We start from the raw sequence: 18,218 nt of genomic DNA, 5'->3' as shown, positions 1-18,218 counted from the left end.
GGCGGCAGGCATCCCCACCCCGAGCGGCTCGGCTACACCTGGCTCGAGTTCGGCCGCCGCGCCGCCGACGGCAGGACCGAGTTCCGGACGATCGGATGCGGGATGAAGGCCGTCACCGGGCGGGGCATCGCGCGCCACTGGTTCTTCGTCACCTCACAGCGGGTGGGTACGGGGCTCGGCCTGGTCTCACCGACCGGGGTCGCGCTCACCCGCGAGAAGCTGCGGGAGGCGGTCGAAGGGCACGGGATGGTCTATGACAGGGCGTCCGACTACCGCCGGGCCGTCGACGAGGCGCTGTTCGGGCTCGGCGAGCATCGGTACGAGGCGCTGGTCAATCTGCTGATCCAGCTTCGTGCTCCCCAACTGTCGAAGAAACCCGACGAGCGGCTGATGTCGCGGGCCTTGACCGAGGCGCTGCCGCCGCTCAGCCCCACGCTGATCGGTACGGTGGCCGAGGCCTTCCGTGGCCTGGACGAGGAGCGCGACGCGTTGCGCGCCCTCGAGGAGGCACGTGGGGCGGCAACCGACTTTCTCGGCCACTACCGCCGATACGCCGCGATCGCCGCCAAACGCCGGGCGGCCGCGCCACGGCAGACTCACAGCAGGTACGAGCGGTTGGGCCGGGAGTTCGGCGAAGCCGAAGGCCGGTACACCGCAGCGCAGGCCGAGCTGGAGGCGGCAGGGCGGCTCTTGGGGGAGCTCGCCGAGACGAAACGGCGTCTGGAGGCCCGCAGGGAGGCGCTGCAGGCCAGCCCGCGGATGCGCGACGCCGAACGAATCGAGCAGATGGGCCAGGACGCTCGGCGCCGAGCCGACCACGCGGCCCGGCTCGAACGCGAGCACCGGGAGAAGACCGCCGAGGCCGACCGCCGCCGATCCGCCGCCGACACCACGCGGTGGCGCCGCGACGAGGCCGTCCGGACGCTGGACGCGATGCAGGAGCAGGCGGCAGGAGCGGCACGGGCGGCACGGTGCGCCGACGAACACGAAGAGATCACCGTCCGGTGGGAGGCCGACCCGGCCGCCGCGCGCCGGGGCACCGAGGCGCTGGCCGTGAACAGGTCCCGTGCCGTCGCCGAGCTCGATCGGCTGCTGGCCGGGCTCGAGCAGGCCCGGATCCGGCTGGGGAAGGCCCGTGAGGAGGTCGAGCGCCTGGACGGCGAGTTGCGCGCCGCCGCCGAGCGGATCTCGGCCGCCGAGGACGCGACGCGTGAGGGCGCCGCGGGCCTCGTCGCGGACTACCTGCGTTATCTGACCGAACTGACCGAGATCGAGGTCGGGGACCCGGACGCGATCATGGCCGCGCTGGAATCGTGGGCGCAGACGGCCGCAAGAACCAACCCGGCGGCGATGGCCGTGGACGACGCCGCGCGTGCGGCCACCACCGCGCTGGGGCGGCTTGAAGCCGACCTCGATTCCCGCCTGCGCGCCGAACGGCAGAAGGCCACAGAGCTGGAGACGGAGATCTCCCGGCTCGAGTCGGGTGTGCACGACGTCCCGCCCGTCCCCCACACTCGCGACGCCGCGACGCGTACCGACCGGCCCGGTGCACCGCTGTGGAAGGTCGTCGACTTCTCCGGCCCGCTCCCCGACGAACAGCGAGCCGGTCTCGAGGCGGCGCTGGAGGCCTCAGGCGTCCTCGACGCCTGGGTGACGCCACGAGGCGAGTTGCTGGCCGAGGACGACACATTCGTCCTGTCCGGCGCCCCCGTCGACGGCCCCTCGTGCGCGACCGTGCTCCATCCCGCCGTCGACCGTGCCGACCCTCAGGCCGCCGCCCTCAGCGACGAGGTCGTACGAGCCGTCCTCACCCGGATCGGCCTCGGTCCCGGCACGCGCACCTGGGTCACGGCGGACGGCCGCTGGGTCAATGGCGTTCTGGGGGGAACGTGGCGCAAGGACACCGCCGCGTACATCGGGGAGGGAGCCCGCGAGGCGGCCCGGCGGGCTCGGCTGGAACGTCTGCGCACCGAACTCGCCCATGTCGGCGACCGCGTCGCCGGCCTCGAACGGGACCTGACGGCATTGACGGCGCGCCAGCGGACACTGGCCGACGAACACCGGAGGCTCCCTCAGGACACCGCACTGCGCGAGGCGCATGTCCGGCTCGCCGAGGAGCACCGGCGACGCCGTGAAGTGGACACCGCGCTCGCCGAGGCCCGCGGTGTCGTGGCCCGTCGGCAGGCCGAGGTGGACACGGCCACGGAGCACGCCGCCGAATTCGCCGCCGATGTCGGCCTGCCGGCCGATGAGGAGGAGCTGCGGATCGTCCGCTCAGCACTGGACGATTACCGGCTGGCATTGGCCGGACTGTGGCCGGCCGCCGAGTCGGTGCTGTCCGCCCGCCAGGCACTGCGCGAAGCCACGGACGACCTGCAAAGCGCCCAGACCCGGCTGTACGAGGCCGCCGAGCTGGCCACGGTCGCCCGCGGCGAAGCGGAGCAGGCCGAGGAGACCTACCGGGCCCTGGTGGAGACCGCAGGCGCCGCCGTCGAAGAGCTGTTCCGGCAGCTCGAAACAGTGCACCAGGATCTCGATGCCCGCGAGTCGGCCGAACGGACCGCCGCCGAACGCGAGCGGAATGCCGTCGCCGAACGCGCCAAGGCGGAGGAGGCCCGCGACCGGCTACGCGAGGCCATCCGCGAAGCGGCGACCGCCCGCGACGCCGCGGTCGCCGAGTTCCGGTCGTTCGCCGCCACCGGTCTGCTCGCCGTCGCGCTGCCCGAAATCACGACCCCCGACCCCGCCACCGAGTGGGCGGCCAACCCCGCCGTACAGCTCGCCCGGGAGGTCAACGCCCGGCTCGAGACCGTCGACGACTCCGATGGCCCATGGGAACGCAGTCAGCGGAAGGTGGCCGAGGAGCACAAGTTGCTGTCGGACGCCATGTCCCGGCACGGCCACTCGGTCGGGTTGACCCTGCACGACGGCATCATGGTCGTGGACGTGCTGTTCCAGGGGCGCACCCGCGACATTCCCGGCCTGGCCGACGCGCTGGCGGAGGAGACCGGGCAGCGCGCCCGGCTTCTGTCGGCCAGAGAACGCGAGATCCTGGAGAATCACCTCCTCAACGAGGTCTCGGGCGAACTCCACGAGCGGATCACCGCCGCCGAGGAGGAGGTGTCCGCGATGAACGCCGAGTTGAGCGCCCGCCCGACCTCGACCGGCATGCGGCTACGCCTGATGTGGAACCAGGCCAAGAACGCCCCCGACGGCCTCGGCCGCATCCGCGCGACACTGCGGCAGACCGTCGATGCCTGGTCGGCAGAGGACCGCACGGCCGTGGGCGCGTTCCTGCAGGAACGGATCGCCCAAGAGCACGCCGACAACCCCGCCGCCGGATGGACCGAGGCGCTGACCCGGGCGCTGGACTACCGCGCCTGGCACGAGTTCTCGATCCAGCGCCTTCAGGACGGCCAGTGGCGCCCGGCGACGGGCCCGGCCTCCGGCGGCGAACGCGTGCTCGCCGCGTCCGTGCCGCTGTTCGCCGCGGCGTCGGCCCATTACAAGTCCGCTGCCACCCCCTACGCACCCCGGCTGGTGGCACTGGATGAGGCGTTCGCGGGTGTGGACGACGACTCGCGCGCCAAGTGCCTCGGCCTGTTGGCGACCTTCGACATGGACGTCGTCATGACCAGCGAACGCGAATGGGGGTGTTACCCCTCAGTGCCCGGTCTGGCCATCTGCCAGCTCTCCCGTCGCGACGGCATCGACGCGGTCCTCGTCACTCCTTGGCGGTGGAACGGCCGGGAACGCGACCGTACTCCCCGGCCCGATCCGTTCCCCCGGCCTGAAGCCGGTGATCCCTCGCAGGACGGGCTGTTCGCATGACGGCTGACCTCGACCGGCTGCGGCGGCTCCTGGGTGGGCCGGACACCGAATGGCTGCTCGCCCGGGCCCGCCACCGTCTCGAACGCGGCGCTCCACTCACCGGAACGACCACGCTGGCCAACGCGGCGCCGGACCAGCGTCGCGCGATCGAGAAGCTGCTGGGCCGACGGGCCGGCAGCGGCGCCTCGCTCTCTGTCTCCCTCGACGAGGTCGACCGCGTCCTGCGCCGCGGTGCCTGCCCCGACGGCCTTGCGTCCGCGGTCGAACTCCTCGGCGGCCCCATCCGTGACCTGGCGCGTGAGAACGCCGATACGGCCGCCGCCTGGGAGAAGGCCCACGTGCGGCTCGACGCGGTCATCGCCGGCCGTCCCGACTTGACCGACTGGCGAGCCTGGCTGGACGGCACCGGATCGGTCCGCCGCCTCACCACCGGTCCCGGCGACGCCAAGGACGTCCTGGACCGGCTTGCCGCCGTTCTCGACCGCATCCCCTCCCCTGGCATCCCCCTCGGCCAGCTCGCCGCCGAGACCTGCGGTGACGCACACGCCCTTGATGAGGGATCCGCACTGGCCACCCTCGCCCTCTCGGCGGCCCGTGCCCTGGGCGGCCTCCCCTACCGTTCGGAGGGGACGGCCGAATCCCGCCGGCGAGCGTGGGCGAACGTCGGTGTCCACCTGGACGATCTGTCCTCGCTCGTCCTCTGCCTCGGTCTCACCGGAGACCAGAGGACACCGCACGGACGCATGCTCGAAGCGGCGAAAGACGCGGGCGAGCCGATCACCCTCACACTGCGCATGCTCCGCCGCCATCCGGGGCCCATCCGTACCGGGTTGGTCCGAATCTGCGAGAACCCCGTGGTCGTCGCCGCAGCGGCCGAAGCCCTCGGCCCGGAGTGCCCACCGCTGGTCTGCGTGGGCGGACGGCCATCGGCGGCCGCTTGGCAACTGCTCGATCTGCTCCACCGGGGAGGCTCCGCCTTTGCCTACCACGGCGATTTCGACTGGGGCGGAATCGCCATCGCCACCGCCGTCCGCGAGCGTTTCGCATGGCGTCCATGGCGCTTCGACGCGGCCGCCTACCTGTCGGCCACCTCCACGGCCCCCTTGACCGGCCGGCCGCGCCCGACCCCCTGGGACCCCGCCCTGGCCACGGCCATGGCAGAACGCACGGTCCGGGTGGAAGAGGAACTCGTCCTAGGCGATCTGCTCGCGGACCTGGCCGAGGCCGCCGGCTAGACCCTCCCGATCGCCGTACGCACACCGATTCAGGTCCGGGTGATCTCCCGGGCCACGCCCCGCCGCCAGCGTGACCGGTCACCGCACAACCTGGGCGGGTGAGTTATCGGCTTTCGGAAAGGAGGTGAGTGAACCGGCGAGGCCGGCGTTCTTGACCAGGCGCCCCCACCGGGGACTTCGCTCGAACCGTCGCCCGATCGCCGCGCCACCGGGTAGCTCACCGTTCTCCGCCCGGTACGCAAGGGCCCACTGCCAGGCCTCCAACTGCAAGCGCCTGCGGAGACCGGACACCGGCAAGCCGTCGTTTCCAAGATCCTCCGGTACGGGCTCGGTCGCCACCGGTGCAGATCCTGCATCTTTCACGACCGGGGCGTCGTGATCGACTGGATCCAACAGCCGCATCCGTAGCTGCCCCTGCAGAAGGTGATAGGCCCCGACGAAGGCGAACGAGGGCCACGCGGCGATCACCCGGCCGACCACCGTAGGCTCGGCGACCTCGACATGGCGGCCAGGCTCGCCAGGCTCCCGACAATGAGAAGCGTCCACGACAACCATGGGGCGCCAACACCGGTCCTGCCCGCCAGTAGCACGGACATCGATGACGCGACGACCATCCCATCGACGCTCAGCGGGATCAGCGTCGCGTTCAGCGACGTCTCACCGTGCCGGAGCGCGAGTTCGTGCATGTGGCCGAAGCTCACCACCGCCGCGATCAGCGCGAGGAACACCACACTGACCGTGGTGATACGGCGAATGCAGACGTCGGCCGAGCCATTCCAGGTACGGTGATTTCGCATCGCCGCTCACCTGCTTCCCAGCAGAAATGAGTGGGTGAGGGCGAGAGGATGTGCGTTCGGCTCCAGTACGGCCTCGGACACTTCGGACCGGGGCCAGTGTGGTCGGAAGCTTCGCTTCCTCCCCGCTGGCCCTCGCCATTCCACCCGGGAGGCGACCCCCGGACCCCCGCGGCAGGGGGCTTCGCCCCACGCACCCCCACCGCCGCCTCCGTCATCACGAAGCCGAGGGTGCGGTAGACCTCGGCCTTTCTCTTTGGGTCGCTCATGCGCCGCTACCGGGGCGGCGATTCGGTTCCCTGAGCGGGGTCACCGATCCGGCCTGCCGCGATGGCGGCGGCCACGGCGGGCGTACCTCCCGGAGGGTCCTCTCCCCTGCGGGAGGTACGCCTTCGTGCGTTCTGTCTCCTGATCAGCGGTTCACCGCGGCCACGGAAGCCCGATTCACCGGACGAAGGTCCACAGGTGGTCGTCCTGGAGGCTGCAGGGGAAGGTGGTCAGCTTGGCGTCCTGCCCGCCGGAGCCGTTCAGGCCGGCCACATCGAGGCACTGGTCGCCCGGGGTCTTGACGTTCCGGATCCAGTATGCGCCCGACGACTTGCGCTCCAGGTACCACATCTGGTTGTCACCGGGCCCCGGGTCGCAGTACCACTCGGTCACGTCGCCCTTGTCCACGGTCCCGTAGTCCGGCAGGTCGAGGCAGTAGCCGTCCTTGGTGTTACGGATGGTGAACAGGTCGGCGCCGTTCGGGCCGGCACCCTTCTGACCGACCACCAGGTCCCACCGCTGGTTGTCGGCGGACGATCCGTCACACGTGTGCTGCTGCACCTTCCCGTCGATCGTTCCCTTGCCGAAGCCGGGGACGTCGACGCACATCCCGGTCATCACGTTCTTGAGCAGAACGCCGGAGGCCGCCGAGGACCCCGCGTTGTTCGGGAGCGCCGCCGCGTTGCCGGGGGCCGTACGGGGCGTGCTGCGCCTCGAGTGGACGGCCTTCGGAGACGCCGACGTCGGCGATGGAGCGCTGCTCTTCGCCGGCCGCGGCGCGATGTACGGGGCCGTCTCGCCGCCCTGCTGCGCGGCCAACAGCTGCAGTCTCCGTGCCGCTCGGTCGTCCGACGGCGCGGCGTTCGCGGCGGCGGTGGTGGTGCCGGGGGCCGTGGCCGTCGGCGCCGACGCCGGTGGCGAAGCGGCGGCGTTCTTCGGGTCCTTCTTCACCGGTCCGGCGGCCTGGGGAAGCGCGTTGTGCGCGGTCTGCCGGCCCGGCCTGGTCCCGCCGCCCTGCTGCGGCGCGGCGGTCTGTTGCGGAGTGCCGCCCTGCGGGGCGACCGTCTGGGCCGTCTCGCCGACGGTCCGGTTCTGCGCGGCCGGGTTCTGGCCCGTCGAGAGCGCCACCTGCCGCGCGTGTTCCTCGGCGGCCTTCTTGTGGCTGTAGGAGCTCAACGCCCCGATGCCGAACACCGTCCCGGCGACGACGATCAGCGCGGCGCCTCCCGCCAGGACGCGCGGAGCGAGCTGGGGCTGCTCGCTGGGCTGCCACGCGCGCTTGTTGAAGGCGCTGACGAGCTTCGCGCGCTCCTGGCGCTGCCGCTCCGTTTCGTTCTGCTCGCTCATCTACTCTTCCTTGCTCACTGTTAGTTGGGGGATCCCGTAGAGGGCGGTCATCTCATCGGACAACCGGTTCTCCGCATTCCAAAGCACCTCCTCGACTCTCGCCATCGCCGCCGGGAACTCCGACATCAGCGCCATGAACCGGTCCGGCGCCTCGACCGGAGCAGAGATGTCCATGAATCCCTGCAATGTTCTTTCCAAATCCTCGAGTCGCGGCAGAAGTGACTGCACGATCTGAGGCAATGGCCCGGCCTTGATCTCACGAACGCTTTCCCGCGAGCCCGTTAGGTGACCTGCAACGATCATCCGCCATTCCTTGGCGGTCAGTCGCGGGCCGCGCTTCATCATCAGTTCCTGGAAACCGGAAAGCTCCGTCCACACCTGATTGAGCCGGTCGGCGGACTCGACGGCGAGAGGCTGTGGCCAGGCGGCGAAGCGATCGGGAATCAGCGACGGGTTGTAGTGCGTTGCATGCGCGTATTCCCGGGCCACGGCGTAGGCCATCCGATTGTTCAACGGTATGGAGTCGGGACGATAGGGAGCTCCGCGAACCTCGAACAGCACCATGCCGTTCTCCTCGTCGACCCCCATCGCGCCCATGCCGTAGTCGGAGTCCAGATCGCCGGAGTGAAGGGGGTGGCCCGGAGGAGGGGACAACAGATCCTTCCTCAGCACACCCTCACCGCGACCGTGCACGATCGAGGCCAACCAGTCGATGATCCGAGGCCCGTCCGTCTTGGCCTTCGTTCGGGTGTTCACCACGTAGGGCTTCTTGAAGACCGGATCCGAAGCGCTGTACCCAAGCGCCGCCATGAGCCCTGGAACATCCTGATTCGACTGCCTGAGTAGAAGTCGGGACATCTCTTGCCGGTCGGACGAATCGAGCAACTTTTCGAAGATGGAGGCGAAGTCGCTCCGGGCCATCAACCTGAAGAGGACATGGACGGTCCCCCCGAAGGTTCCCCCCTTCGCGCGCTCGAGGTACATCGCGATCAGCGTGATGAACCCACGCGACCTGTCCGACAGCGACCTGGAATATCTGCGCTCATAGAATTCGTGCACCGAGTGCGCCGCCCGCCGTATGGCCGTCGCCTGTTTGGCACTGAGCACTTGACCGATGGCCTCGTCGAGGTCCGCCAGGCGTATGCCGTAGGTGGCCTGGAGCCGCACGTTGAAACGCACGTCCTCCGCCGATACGTCCGTCTCCTTCCGGAGAGCGACAGGCCGAGCCGATCCACCCAACGCGGCCGAGAGCGGGAAGGTCCTCGTCGGCGCGCCCAACGCGAGCTCTCTCATCTTCGCGACCACGCCGACGATTTGGAGGATCGCGGTCATGACATCGCGCAGGTCCACCATCGGGGCCAGCACGAATTCGAGACTGGAGCGGCTCGAGCCCGGAACGCGATCGGTCTCCAACCGCCACCCATCGCCTTCGAGCAGGACCTCGCCCCGGGAGTACAGCGGAACCGTGACCCGCAGCAACTCCAGTTCCAGCCCGAACTTGGCGCTCAGCGAGGGAGAAAGCGGCGGTTCGCCGGCCGGGCCGGTGGCCGACGCCGGCTGGATCGGTCGGGCCGGCTCTCTTCTCGACGTGGGGGCCTCGTCACCGGAGCCTCGGCCACCATCGGCCCTCCGGTGGACCTCCGCCCCGATGGGATCGACGCCGAGATTGGCGATCGGCGCCCCGCCGTCACCCGTACGGGAACTCCCGTCAGGCGGCGCGGACGAATCCTCCGCGCGACCTGCCGCCGCCGGCGTCGCCGGGACCTGCGTTCGCGGCGGTGCGAGCCGTACGTCCGAGGTCCGCGCCGGCGGCGCCTGGGCCGATGCCGGACCGGGGCCCGCGATCGGTTCGGTCGCCGCCCAGGACCCGGTGTGCGGTCCCGGTGCCGCGAGCCGTACGAGCACGACCCGCCGACCGGACGAGGGACCGAACTCGCGGGGGACGCCGTCCGGCGGCACGACGGTGATGCGCAGCCCCAGGACGACGGCCGCCGCGGCGAGCATCAGGCCGGCCGCCTCGTCCGTGCCGTCCGGTGCGGTGATCCCGGTCGTCGCGGCGCGGCGCCGATCGTCCGTCGGGCCGTGGCCGCCATGGGCGGGCCCGGCTCCGTCGGTCGCTCCCGCCTCGCGCGGAACCGAGAGGTGCGCGTCGAGCGCCGGCCACAACCGCCGTTCGCCCGGGGCCTGCCGGAGGTCGGCGGTGAGCGCGTCCGCGAGGTGAGTCCGCAGCTCTCCCGGCGTCGGCGGCCTGCCGTTGCCGACGGCGGCGGTCTCGGCGGGCGCCACGGCGCCCAGGGCGTTGACGAGTTCGTCGCCCATCGCGGCCACGGGGATCACGTTCAGCCCCATCCGTGTGAGCGTCATCGCCTGAGGGGCGGTGGGTCCCCCCTCCTCCGCCTCGGGGACGGCCACCGTTTCGCTCCGGCCCATCGTTTCGCTCCGGGCCACCAGGCTGTCGGTCGCCGGAGGCTCCGGCTCAGCGGGCTCGGGAGTCGAAGATGTTTCCGGAGGAGCGTCCGCCGGGGCGGGCGCCCTCGGAGGATCGGTCTCTCCGAGCCACACCGTGTCATCCGGGGGCTGCGCCGGGTCGGCGAGGCGCCGGTCCGGCGGTGTCGCCGGGGTGGGGGGCGCGGCCAGGGTCATCTGGTCGAGCCGAGTGGCGATCGCGCGTACGTCGTCCTCGGTCCAGGTTCGGTCGGCGGGTCCGCCGCGTGCAGCGTCCCGGAGCCAGCCCAGGATCTGCGCGGCGCTCTCCTCGTTCCACTGCGCGCGGCGTACCTGCTCGGACAGGTGCAGGACCACGCCGAACGGATCGTCGTCGTTCTGGCGTCGCCGCAGCCCCTCCGCCTCCTGGCGTGAGAAGGCGTGGGCCTCGGCGGCGCGACGCAGGAGCTCCGGCAGTGCCGGGTGCAGCGAGGCCAGTCGCCGGGAGCGTTCGGCGATCTCGGTGGTGAACGCCTGCTCGAACGTCTGCCGCCGGCCGTGCGCGGTCCGGTACAGCCGCCCCAGGTCGTTGTAGGTGAGGTCGTGGACATCCGACTCGGCGCGCTGGACCGGCGTGAGCAGGTCGTGCGTGTCGGCCACGGCCGCGGTGAAGAACCGGCGCCGGGAGGTCATGGGGTCGGACACCCACACCGCTTCCTCGGCGCCGGGGTCCGTACGCGTCGAGGCCGGGTCGAAGGAGGACGTCCGCCCGTCGGGGTCGATCCACGTCTGCCGCATGGTGCCGTCGAGGCGGATCACGTCGACCCGTACCCGCGCGTCCAGCGCGAGGGCGACGTCGCGCCCCACGGTCACCGGGTCCAGGGCCTGCACCGCGGCTTCTGGGGGAAGGATCGCGGGCGCGCCGGTCGGGTCGTCCGGCCGCTGGGCGTGCAGGGCGTTGACCGTGTTGATGATCTCGGTGGTGGCCTGCTGGACGGACTCGACCGGGCCGGTGATGGGGCGGCCGAGCCGGAGTTCGTAGTGCTCGAGGGCGCGGGGCGTTTCTACGGCCGGGTCGGTCTGCCGTATCGCGGCCAGGTCGGCGTTCATGGTCCGTACGGCCCAGCGCAGCACCGCCTGGTGGGCCTGGACGGCCCGGGCCTTCTCGTCGGTCGTGAGAACGACCGGTCGGCCGCCGCCGGTCCGCTGCCGGATGTGGCGGATGACGCCCTGGTGAGCGCGCGCGACGCCCAGGTGGCTGCCGGCCGCGTCGACCAGGAGCGGAACGAGGTCGAACCGGGGGGCCCGGTCCACGCGCGGCGCGGTGGGCGGCCACGGGCGTACCTCCGGCTCGGCCCTGTCCTCGACGTCCGCGGCCGGGCTCTCGGGCACCGCCCCGGCATCGATCAGCGACTCGATGGCCCGCAGGTACCGCTGCGGCATCGGCTGAGACGGGTCGAAGACACCGCCGGCCATGATCCCGTCTGCGTCGCCCCGCCCGGACGACGACGGGTCCCCATGCTCATACGGCAGTCCCAGGCGATTGAGGACCAGGCTGAGCAGGGCCGCCGTGAAATCCTTCGTTCCCCAATGCAGCGCGTCCGGTCCGCGCAGGTCCAGGTCGGGAGCGTCGCTGGTCCGGCCGGGCCGCAGCTCGACGGCCTCCGGGTGCTCCGAATCGATGACCAGTTCCACCTCGACGTGCAACTGGTCCTTGGACTCCGGGAGCTCATACCCCTGGTTGACGTACCGATCCAGCGCCCGCTGCAGGGAGGCCTCGATCTCCGTGACCTCCTCCGCCGGGACTCCGAACAACGGCCGTACGGGAGACACCACCGTGTGGTGGCGCACCCACTGGCCGGTGTCCGCCTGAATGCGCCGCACATTCCCCCGCATCCGGGTCTCCGTCCCATCAGGGGTGGACCGCTCCTCGGCGATCCGCAGCACCGGCGCCTCGGACCGGCGATGCGCCCACTGGTCCGGACTCGCCGGAGTGGCGACCCGCCTGCCCGGCTCGGCGACGGGCGTCACCTGGGCGGTCGCCGGAGCGACGGCGGCGGCGAGGTCTCTGCGCGCGGTACCGCCGGCGAGGTCCGGGCCCGCCCACGCCGGTGCGACCGACTCGATCCGCACGTCCGAATCGAAGTTCTCGAGCAGCAGTTCCGCCAGGGAGACCGGCTGCAGATGGTCGGGCCACACCTTGACGTGATAGGGGTCCGGTCCTCCTGCCGTGCCGGACTCCTCCTCGTACAGGTCTTCCGCCGATTCGCCCAGTGGGGGATGTTCCCAATGGCTCAGGACCACCTGGCGGCCCCGCTCGTCACGTGCCGCGGAACCGAGCGCGACATGCTTGGAGCCATCGAAGAGCACCCAATGACCCGGAGGGATCTCGGGCTCCACGAGCCCGGTGTCCGGATCGAATCGATGCTGCCGGGTGGACGACGGGTCACCGACGAGCTCGAAGAGGGTCCGGGAGTAAATATCCTGGCCGCCGCTTACTGCGACATGTTCATCGAGCCCGTACTCGAGCGCGTCGAAGTATGCGTCTTCCGCCGCCCGGGCCGCCTCCTGGTGCACGTCTTCCAGCCAATTCTTGTCGACGGCACCGGTCCAGTACGCGGTGAAGAGGTGCGACTCCCAGCAATTCATCGTGCTGTCCGACTTCGGTACGGGGCCGTTCCCGCGAAGCCACCGGGCGAAGTCGTTGGGCAGTCCCTTGTTGTTGAATTCGGCGATGCCCCATCCACCGTCGGCATCGGCGGTGACGTTCGAGTCTCCTCTCCACCAGTAGAATCCGGCCGATCCCTCGGCGGCCAGCATCACCCGGGTGACCAGATCCCGCGGCACTGCGGGATTCACCGGGTAGACGTCCTCGGGGGCCGTCCCGGACGCCGGTACGAGGTCCAGAGGGGCGCTGGGCACTCGACGAGCCGGCGCGTCGCCCCGTCGATCGGTTCTCCGATATTCGGCGACACTCGTCGTTGCGAGGCGCGCCGGAACCAGAGCGACCTGGACACACGCCTTCGTGCCATTCTCATGGGGCATGCTGCGGCTGCTGTCCCGCCACTGGATGGGGACGGTGGACGGGGGCAGCGGAGCGAACGGAGCGTCGGCGGGACGGGAGCCGAACAGGTGCGGCAGGGTGTTCTCCAGGTCATCGGCCAGCCGGTGGCCGCCGTCCGGGCCCTGTTCCAGCGGCAGCATCCCGTACATGCCGCCGGAGACGGGCACCCGGAGAGTCCCGCGGCGGCCGGTCAGGGTCACGGCGACGTCGAACCTGTAGTGCCGGTACCGGCGGGTGGCCTCCTTGTTCCTCTCGTCGGTGCCGCCGAGCTCCCCTTCCTGTTCTTCTGCCTCGTCGCGGCCGTATTCGAACGCGCCGGTCCCCAGTTGCTCGGCGTCGCCGACCTCACCGCCGCCCTCCGGGCCGAACCGGACGCGGAAGCCCCTGGACCTGCCGGTCTTCTCCTTCTCGGCCTCGCTCTCCTGGGTGTAGATCCGGCCCTTGAACGGCGTGCCGTCCAGCGGCCCGATCGGCTCGGCCCCGGTGATCTCCAGGCCGGCGATCGTCTTCCGCGAGCCGACCGGGACCTCGTAGGCGTTCTTCAGCGACTCCTTGATGTACGGGCGGATCAGCTGCTGACTGGTGAAGTGCAGGTACCGCAGGCCCGCGATGGTCGTGAAGTCCAGACCGGGGACGTTCCAGGCAGCGGGGGCGCTCAGATCGTCGGGGAGCCGGTACGGCGACGAGGGCAGCGCCGCCCAGCGCTCGACGGCGGCGGCGAACGGGACGCCCCAGGGATGCAGGTTCCGCGCGAGGGCGTCGACCGCCTCGTCGGGCTGTCCCTCCCACGGCGGGCGGGCGTCCCAGGCCGGGGTGTCGCCGAGGGCGGGCTCGCGGCCCGCGGGCGGCGCGTCGAGGATCGCGATGCTCTGCGGGACCAGCAGCCGGACGTCACCGGTCGCTCCGTCGGGGGCGTCCGGCTCGATCACGGTGTGCCAGACGAACGGCCGGTGGGAGTACCACCGGTCACCGGCCTTCGGGTCGGCCGCCAGCCGGCCGAGACCGATCACCGCCTCCCGCAGGCCGCGCACCGGTACGTTCAGCAGCTCGGGCAGCTCGGTGTTGAGCCCGACCTCGATCCTGAACGACAGCGGGTGTTCGAACTCCAGGGAGCCTTCGCGGGTGCCGGCCCGGTAGATCTCCAGGGTCTTCTCGTGCGCCTCCGTCCCGTGGGAGGACTCGGCGGTGAAGTCGACGCCGGCCTCGACGCCGCCGTGGCCCTCCCCGTGGCCCTTGCGCCCGACCCGGCCGCGGACGTCGACCCCGCCGCCGTACGTGAAAGCGGTCGACTTCTCGCGGGACTCCTCGCGCTGTCCCTCATCGCGCAGGGTGAGCTTCACCTCCGGCCGCGGCGACTGTGACGTGGCGGTGCCCACCGCGGCGGTCGCCCGGACGAACACGTACCGCGTGCCGCCGAACGGCTGCGGCACCGGGATCCAGCGGGTGACTCCGGATCCGGTCAGCAGGCCCCAGTTGTTGCGCAGGGCGTCGGAGGAAAACGCCGCGTCGAGCTCCCGGGCGAGAAGGTTGGGGCGGTCCTCTCCCTCGAAGAACTCCTTCAGCACTCCGTGGTGGCGGAGCTGCTGCTTGATCTTGTCGAGGACCTGGCCGGCGTTCATGGTCTCGGGATAGGACATCCCGGGCAGCAGGCCGGGCGGAACGTGGCGCGTCGGCGCCTGAGGCACCGGCCGCGTCACGCCGGGCGCGGTCAGGCCCAGATCGAAGATCCGCCGCTGGGGGACCAGCAGGTCCATCGCGTCCGTCACCCGGAGATACCGGCGCGTCCTCGACCGGTACCCCCGTCTCCACCGGATCAGCGTCACCTCGAAGACCGGGTCCGTGCGGTACGTGTGCGTCGTGCCCTCGTAGGTCGCGCGTGAGATGCCGATGTGGCCGCGCGCCTCGCTCCGCTCCTTCTTCCACGTGAATCCAACGTGATCCTGAAGGGTGACCTGGACGCGGCCGCCCACGCTCCCCCCGTGCTCACCGCCGGCGGAGTGCCCGGTCTCCGGCCCGTCTTCGGGGCTGACGACCTGTTTCCCGGCCTCGGACCCCATGCGGAGCTGAGGGCCCGCCGCGAAGCCGTAGCCGCCCTTGAGCTTGTGCTCGCCGCCGTACTTGTGGCCGCGGGTGCCCTGGGCGTACTGCTCGATCTCCGTGCTCCCGCTCGCCCCGGCGTGACGCGGCCGGTAGCCGCGCAGCCGGATGCGGAAGGCCTGTTTCAGGCCGTCCTTTCCCCGCGGCAGGCTGACGATGCGGCCCTTCTGCCCGGTCAGAACGGGGAAGTACTGCGCGAGCTTGTCCGGCTTGTTGAGGTCCTTGATCGCTGACGGCCAGTTCGTACGGTCGTCGGCCCAGCGGTCCGGCAGGCCGTTGGCCTCCGCGTACAGCCGGGCCGCCAGGCGCGGCAGCTCCGGGATCACGAAGAACGACGGATAGACGCCCGACGCGCCCCCGGCCGCCAGGTCGACGAAGTCGTCGGCCGGCCACGCCGCCGGGGTCTCGGCCGTACCGGCCTTCTCGAGCTCGACGGCGGTGAGCGGCGTGGCCGGACGGTGCTCCTCGGGGACGACGATCCGGGCGGTGACGTCTTCCGGCCGGTCGATCCACCAGGTGATCCGGCTGCGTTCGGCGGGGCGCACCGAAATCTGGTAGATGACGTTGTAGTCGTGCTCGTCCACCTGGCCGGTGGTCTCGGTGCGCCGGTAGGACTTGGCGCTCCCCCCGAACTCCCTCTTGGCGGTGTAGGAGTACCCACCGTGCGCGCTCCAGGCGCCGAGCACGAAACGAATCCAGGGCCAGGTGAACCGCACACCCCCGCCCCAGCCCAGCTCCGCTCCGATCTCGGTGTTGCGGTGGCCGGCCGTCGCCGCGGCCAGCAGCGCGCGCCCGTTCACGGTCATCGGATAGGAGTCTCCGCCGATCCGCTCCCTCGGCTGCGCCTGGACCGAGATCTCGTACGCGCGCCCGCCGACGTTGACCGTATGGTCCACTCCGGCCATCACGGCGGGCAGGTCCGCCTCCAGCGCCGGCCTGCTGAAGTAGGTGACCAGGTCCAGGTCCGCCTGCGACCAGTCCACCTTCTTCCCGCCCGAGACGGCGTCGTGCTCCTGCTCGAGGACCGCGCGGATCTGCTGGTGCACGAGTTCGGAGCCGGGCAGCAGAGCCGGCATGCCGAAGCCGACGCCCCGGCGCGCCGCCAGCGCCAGCGGCTCCCGGTGCGCGGGGTCGACCTGGATCGGACGGTTGAGATTCCGCGGCCGCCGGAACGCCGACGGTGGTGGCATCGAATCCGCCGGAGTCCGCACGGCGCCGGTCATCCGCTTCTCGAAGTCGGCGGCCTCCGGTTTCGGCACACTGGTCTCCGCCTCCACGACCGTGCTGACCGGGTCGATGGTGTGCGTCGTCGAGCGAATGTCGACGTCGACGTGCAGGCCCGTCCGATACCGGGACTGCCTTCCGCCGCGGTTCAGCACCGTGTGGCCGAGCCCTTGCTCGGACAGCCCATGGCCGGCGCCGCGCGAGAAGGGCGTCATGAAGGACGGCCCGCGTACGAAGCCCTTGCCCGTGCCGTGCTGCGCGTGTTCGAGGTCGGGCGGGTGCGCCCCGGGGTCGGCGTCGAGGCCGGCGATGCCGAAGGAGAAACCCGTCGCCGCCTTGCTGTCACCTTCCTGCCCCGGTTTGACCGTCAGGCCGACCCCAGAGTCCTCCCGGACCGTCACCTCGCTGTCGCCGAGGTACTGCAGCCGCTCGATCTGCGCGCTGAACGAGAAATGCCCTTCGAACCGGCTCAGTGGCCCCGTCGGAACCGTCACCTTCTTCGTCGGCACCCCGCTGCTGAGGACCACGCGGCTACGGTTACGCGTCGACTTCTCGTTCACGTACTCGGTGACCTCGCCCATCACCGTACGGACGGACTCGGCCGGCAGGCCGGCGCCGAGGAGGCGCCGCTGCAGGTTCGCGACGACGGGGATCAGGTCGACCGCGTTGATCGTCTCGGTCGCCTGCGACGGACGCCGCACGCCTGCGGCCGCGCCGGTCCGGGGCGTCGTTCCCTCCGGCCGCGGCGCGTCCGGGGCCGTGAAGGGCTCGGGGAGGTCGACGTCGAAACGCTGGGGCAGCACCACATCGTTCGGGCGCTCCGCACCGTCGACGAACACCCGTATCCCCAGACCCGACCGGAAACGGGTGTTCGCCGCCACGAACACTTTGCGGCCCGCGATCACCTGCCGGTCATGGCCCTCCTCCTTCTTCACGGACGCGTCCGCGGTCACCGCCGGCAGCCCGGGCACCACGGCCGACGCGACCCGCGAACCGATGCCGAGGAACGACAGGAGGAGTGCGTCGAAGCCGCGCGTGACCGATCCGCCCGACTTGCCGCCCGAGGACATCGAGGCGAAGGAGACCCCGTAACTGCGGACGCCGCCGGTCGGCTGCTCGCCCGGGCTCGCGTCCCGCAGAACCGGGCGGATCCACACGAGGTGGCCGTCGGCCACGAGGAACCGGCCGTTCTGCAGGAGCGTCTCCCACTTCTCGATGCTCTCCTCGGCGCTCTTCCCGGTGTCGTCGGTGCCGAGGACCTCACGCAGTCCACGCTGGATCCCCGCGCTCAGCTCCGGACCGTCGTCCGCGCGCCGGACCCTGCTGCCGACCTCATGGGCCCAGCGCTGGGCGTCCTCGGTCGACCACGGGTCGACGCCGGTGATCGTCGCCTCGCCCAGGGCGTCCTTGTCGAGGTACCACGGAGCCCGCGGCCGGGCCGGCCGTTCCGCCGCCGACGGCGTCCGGCCGTCCGCGGCCGCGGGCGCCGACTCGGACGACGGCGCCCCGGTCGGACCGGTGGAGGACGACATCGGCCGGTCCGCGCCGGTGCTCGCCTCGGCCGCCGTACCGGATGCATCCGCGGGACCGCCGGATGCGGCGGGAGGACGGGACCGGAGCGCGGGGGTGCGCCGGCGGAGGATGGATCGGATCGAGGAGACCGAGTACCAGCGGTACGGCCTCTTACCGGACCCGGCCGGCGCCACGGCGGGCACGACCGACGACGCCGGAGCGAGCTCCGCGGGGGCCTGCAACGTCTTCATCGCGGCCTGCCCGGCGGAACGCGTCGCGACATGCGCCGGGACGACTTTGACCTGGACACACGCCTTCGTGCCGTTCTCATCGGGGACACTCCGGCTGCTGCTCCGCCACCCGGAGGCGTCCGCCGGAACTCCCGCCACGGCCCCACCGGCACGAAGAACCGCCCGGCCAGGC

The 18,218-nt window shown here is 71.4% G+C and carries 5 protein-coding genes; 2 read left to right on the top strand and 3 right to left on the bottom strand.

Features of this window, described 5'->3' with window-relative positions; all coding sequences use genetic code 11:
• A partial coding sequence (locus tag AB0K82_RS38405) for a TIGR02680 family protein (RefSeq protein ID WP_364406780.1) occupies window positions 1–3,831 on the top strand: 3,831 nt, incomplete at its 5' end.
• On the top strand, window positions 3,828–5,066 hold the full coding sequence (locus AB0K82_RS38400) for a TIGR02679 family protein (protein WP_364406777.1): 1,239 nt from the start codon (window positions 3,828–3,830) through the stop codon (window positions 5,064–5,066). The genes AB0K82_RS38405 and AB0K82_RS38400, both read left to right, overlap by 4 nt.
• A 464-nt stretch (window positions 5,067–5,530) precedes the next feature.
• On the opposite strand, the gene AB0K82_RS38395 is transcribed toward AB0K82_RS38400, so the two are convergent.
• The 3 genes from AB0K82_RS38395 to AB0K82_RS38385 form a co-directional block, all read right to left on the bottom strand.
• A complete protein-coding gene (locus AB0K82_RS38395) occupies window positions 5,531–5,863 on the bottom strand; it encodes a DUF2637 domain-containing protein (RefSeq protein WP_364406775.1) in 333 nt (110 codons plus the stop codon).
• A 441-nt stretch (window positions 5,864–6,304) separates the two neighbouring features.
• On the bottom strand, window positions 6,305–7,474 hold the full coding sequence (locus AB0K82_RS38390) for an RICIN domain-containing protein (RefSeq protein WP_364406773.1): 1,170 nt from the start codon (window positions 7,472–7,474) through the stop codon (window positions 6,305–6,307).
• Window positions 7,475–18,184 carry a hypothetical protein gene (locus AB0K82_RS38385; protein WP_364406770.1) on the bottom strand — a complete coding sequence of 3,570 codons (10,710 nt, stop codon included), beginning with the start codon at window positions 18,182–18,184 and terminating at the stop codon, window positions 7,475–7,477.
• Window positions 18,185–18,218: the final 34 nt, after the last annotated feature.

It is taken from the genome of Actinoallomurus sp. NPDC052274 (assembly GCF_040679475.1).
Lineage (GTDB): Bacteria > Actinomycetota > Actinomycetes > Streptosporangiales > Streptosporangiaceae > Actinoallomurus > Actinoallomurus liliacearum.
This window is presented reverse-complemented; position numbering and strand designations above follow the sequence as displayed.